This is a genomic window from SAR324 cluster bacterium, assembly GCA_029245725.1.
Taxonomy (GTDB): Bacteria; SAR324; SAR324; order SAR324; family NAC60-12; genus JCVI-SCAAA005.
This window is the reverse complement of record JAQWOT010000118.1, coordinates 1-3993: the sequence shown is the minus strand read 5'-3', so window position 1 is coordinate 3993 and position 3993 is coordinate 1. Positions and strand designations below refer to the sequence as shown.

Annotated in this window: 3 protein-coding genes; all 3 read right to left on the bottom strand. The window is 53.3% G+C overall.

The window, feature by feature from the left end; translation table 11 throughout:
* A partial coding sequence (locus P8O70_05160; protein MDG2196266.1) for a cobaltochelatase subunit CobN occupies positions 1-2142 on the bottom strand: 2142 nt, incomplete at its 3' end.
* Between the two features lie 6 nt (positions 2143-2148).
* Positions 2149-2820 (bottom strand): precorrin-6y C5,15-methyltransferase (decarboxylating) subunit CbiE, encoded by a 672-nt coding sequence (cbiE, locus tag P8O70_05155; protein MDG2196265.1) that lies wholly within the window; start codon positions 2818-2820, stop codon positions 2149-2151.
* A partial coding sequence (locus tag P8O70_05150) for a cobyrinate a,c-diamide synthase (protein MDG2196264.1) occupies positions 2817-3993 on the bottom strand: 1177 nt, incomplete at its 5' end. The genes P8O70_05150 and cbiE, both read right to left, overlap by 4 nt.

Here is a 3993-nt window from a genome sequence, read left to right as displayed (position 1 = left end):
ATCCTTCGGTAGATCCCCTAGACAATGTAGCAATCCTCGCGAATGTGGTGTCCCCAAACGTAGCAGACTTAGCAGGAACTCAGTTCGCTGCTGTCCGCTCGGCACCTTCCCGAAAATATGCAATCCCGAGCGAATCTGGCTCTCTTTAATGTCACAGAGAAAATTGCTGAGTGCATCGAGCCAGTCTTCTTCCTCGGGGATCTCCTCTCGCCAACTAGCTTGCTCCAACAAGTGCTCGATCTGATGTTCCAGTTCATGGGCTCGCTCCGGAAACATCGTCTCACAGTGCGAATGCTCTTCCAGCAGTCGCTCGACTTGTTGCAGTTCGTCGTAGAGACCGGCTCGAGCCAAGGGTGGAGTCAGATGATCAACAATCACAGCGGAGGATCGGCGCTTGGCCTGGGTTCCCTCTCCGGGATTGTTGACAATGAAGGGATACAGATGGGGTATGGGGCCCAGCACCTGCCATGGAAAATCTTCGGCGCCCAGTCCAACACTTCGTCCTGGAAGCCATTCCAGATTTCCGTGCTTGCCGAAATGAATGATCGCGTCTGCCTGAAACTCGGTTCGCAACCACCAGTAGAAGGCCAGGTAGTTTGGTGGTGGAGGCAGATCAGGGCTGTGATAGATCGCTTGGGTTTGTTCGCCAAACCCTCTTGGAGGTTGCAAGCCAATGAACACCTTCCCCAGCATGAAGCCAGCAATCGGGTAGAACTCCTGCTCTATCGACCAGTGCGACTGTAACTGCTGGCGCAAGCTGACAGGCAATCCTCCCAGGCATTTTTCAAACTGCTCTGCGGTGAGCCAGTGCTCGCACTCCTTGCCATAGTTGCCTCCGGGATCGTTCGTGATTCCCTGCTGCAACCTGGTAATCAAGGCTTCCCCATCAACTGGGATTTCGTTTCCTAGTGAATAGCCCTGCTGGATCAGCTGTTGAAGAAACAAGGCCACGCTTTCAGGAGTGTCTAGGCCCACTCCGTTGCCAAGGCGGCTGTCCTTGTTCGGATAGTTAGCCAGGATGATTGCCACTCGCTTTTTGGCATTCTGCAACTGTCTCAGGTGCACCCAGCGCTGAGTCATTTCTGCTACGAACTCGACTTGTTCCGGAACGGGAGACAGGCGCTTCAAAATCCACTGTGCCTCTGGGACTTCCTGGCTGATTTCCTTAAAACCAACAACGGTTGCCAAGACTCGCCCGTCAATTTCGGGAAGAGCCACGTTCATGGCAACTTCAGCCGGTGCCAAGCCTCGGGGATTGTGCTCCCAAGTATGTGAGTCCTGCAGAGAGACCGGTAGTTGTAGCACGGGGCAGTCGAACTCCTCCAACCAGCGTTCCTGTTCAGGAGACTGTAAACTGATCGCAAAACTCTGTGTGGTCAGGATCGCCTGAGGAGGTTCTTCCAGAGCCGCTTGCCGCAGCCAGTGCTGTGTATCCGGATCACGCAGACTATAGGCAAAGCAACAGCGAACACTCAATTGGTTAGCTGTCAATTGCCTGGCCAGGGCATCGACTACGGCGAGATCTCCAGTTTGATACCAGGCTCGATAGAAGCACAACCAGACAACAGGCTGCTGGTTTGCTGTTCCGGGTGGATCACCGTACCAGCCAAAACGCGGCATCACTTGTGGGGCTTCTACTTCGAAGTGGGTTGCATCATCTAATTCCCGAAGCAGTAGGCGTCCAAGTTGTTCGGCATTGAAGACACCACCCTCTCGCAAGTAGGTGAAACAATTTTGAGCAAAGCTCTCAGAGAAGTCATTGTAATCACATACCGAATCATCCCATTGCTCTGTTCCGGGAAGCATTAGAATCCTGAAGTTTCGCTCCGGATGCTGGCGAAGGTGCTGCAACTCGTCCAGCAGGTGTGGAAAGTAAGATGCCCCACCAAGCAACCTCAGCACAATCAAGCGGCTATGGCAGAGGACTTCGTCAGCATAGTGTTCTACAGTTTCGGGATGTTGGAGGGCGGAGGCGTGCACGAAGCGCAAGCGATCTCCAAACATGGGCAGCCAAGCTTGAGCTACCAAGGATAGGTCGGAATCAGCTGCACTGATGAAGATCAACTCTGCAGAGGTCTGCTCGATTTTGGTGCTCGGGTGGGTATGGTCGAGGTGTCCTGGTTCGGTGGCGACGCGATGCATTTGTCCTTACACCTGGCTCGGCATGGGCTGAAGCGTGCGGATCAGCATGATGCTCATGTCACTGAATTCCTGTGTACACTCGGCAAGAGTTCCTTGCCAAGCAGCTTCTGTTGCTGTCAGGTGTTCCCAGACCTCGACTTGATGGTCTGAAGAGATTCCCTGTTCGATCAGATAGCTGGCCATTGCCGCAGGCATGAAATCCCAGGTGTGCGGGATGACAATGGCATTGCGCTGATCTTCCAAAACGTGCAGCAGATGGCGTTTGAACGGTTCCAAATCACCCCTGCGGTGAAAAGTGAGAAAGGTGGTCTCGTCAAAGCAGACTTTGGTCTTGGAAGCCAAGATTTGTGCGGCGCTGATTCCGGGCAATATTTCCACAGGGTGACCACAGGCTCGTTCCAAGCGCTCAATCATCTGGAAGCCAGAAAAATGAGGATCACCCATGAACAGTACCACAACATTCTTACCCTGCTGATGGGCCTGGGCGGCACGTTCCAACTCCTCCGTCTGGTTCTTGTACGTCAAGTGCAGTACCTCTGCAGATTCAGAAATCATCTCACGTACAAATCCATTGACGGTTCGGAAGCCTACGATCCACTCCGCCTCTCGAATCAGCTTGGCGCCGCGCTGCGTCAACCAATCAGGATCGCCCGGCCCAATGCCTACGCCAATGATCATACCTGTTCCTTTTCAAAGAAGAGTTCTGAGAGCAAGGGAGCCGCTTTTGGGAAGTACAGATGGATGTACGAAGCATGCAGGTTTCGGTATCGATAGCCCTCCAAACGGGAACCAATGCGATTCCTTTTTGTAACCGTCCAGGCATTGGCCTGGCTTGTTTCCTGTTCCCACTTTGAGTGGTGAAATTCATGTCCTCGCCAGCTTTCCCGATGGTTCGTTGGTGTGGCCTCGCTGTAGCCAAAGTGCTGTAACCTTGATGTCATGCTGACAGTTCCAGGGATCACCCCTGCCATTGGGTACTCGTCACCGTTTAATAAGCGCAAGGAATCTGCGAGCAACATCAAACCCCCACACTCCGCATAGCAGGAACCGCCTGCTTCAATGAATTCCTTGAGTTCCTTCAGCATAGATTGATTGGCACTCAATTTCTCATCAAAGCACTCGGGGAAGCCACCGCTGAGTAGAATCCCATCCAGCGCTGGGGGTAATGTGCTGTCCTCAAGTGGAGAGAACTTGACCAATTCGGCGCCTTGTTGACGAAGCCACTCCAAATTCTCGTGATAATGGAAGTGAAAGGCTGCGTCTTGGGCCACACCGATCCGGCAGCTTGGTTTCACAGGAGTCTCCATCGCCTCGCTCACAGAACATTGTTCAGGCTGAGGAGCCAGAGAAAGGAACTGATCAAGATTCAGGTATTGTTCTGCCAAGCTTTCTAAAGAAGCCCGATCTGGCAGGGATGTTTCACTGACTGCTTGTAGGCCCAGGTGACGCTCCGGCCACTGTAGTTCTGGTAATCGTGGCAAGGCCCCCAAGATGGGAATCTTCAGATCAGCCAGCGCTTGTTTCAGGTAATCCGCATGAGATTCACCGCTGACCTGATTAAGGATCAAGCCCTGAATCTGATCTGCACCAGCTTCCAACTGAAACCCTCGAATCGCAGCCCGGATTGAGCGTCCTGCTTTGGCTGCCGGAACGACCAGCAAAATCGGCCAATTCAGCCAGCCAGCTAGCTCCAGGGTGCTGCCTTCATCACTGACGGGACTGGCTCCATCGAAGAGGCCCATCACACCCTCCAGCAAGCCGAGTTTGCCAGTTCCATATTTTTGAACGAGCCGCACCACTTCTGATCGGCCCATCATCCAAGAATCCAGGTTGATGCTGGGACAGCTTGCA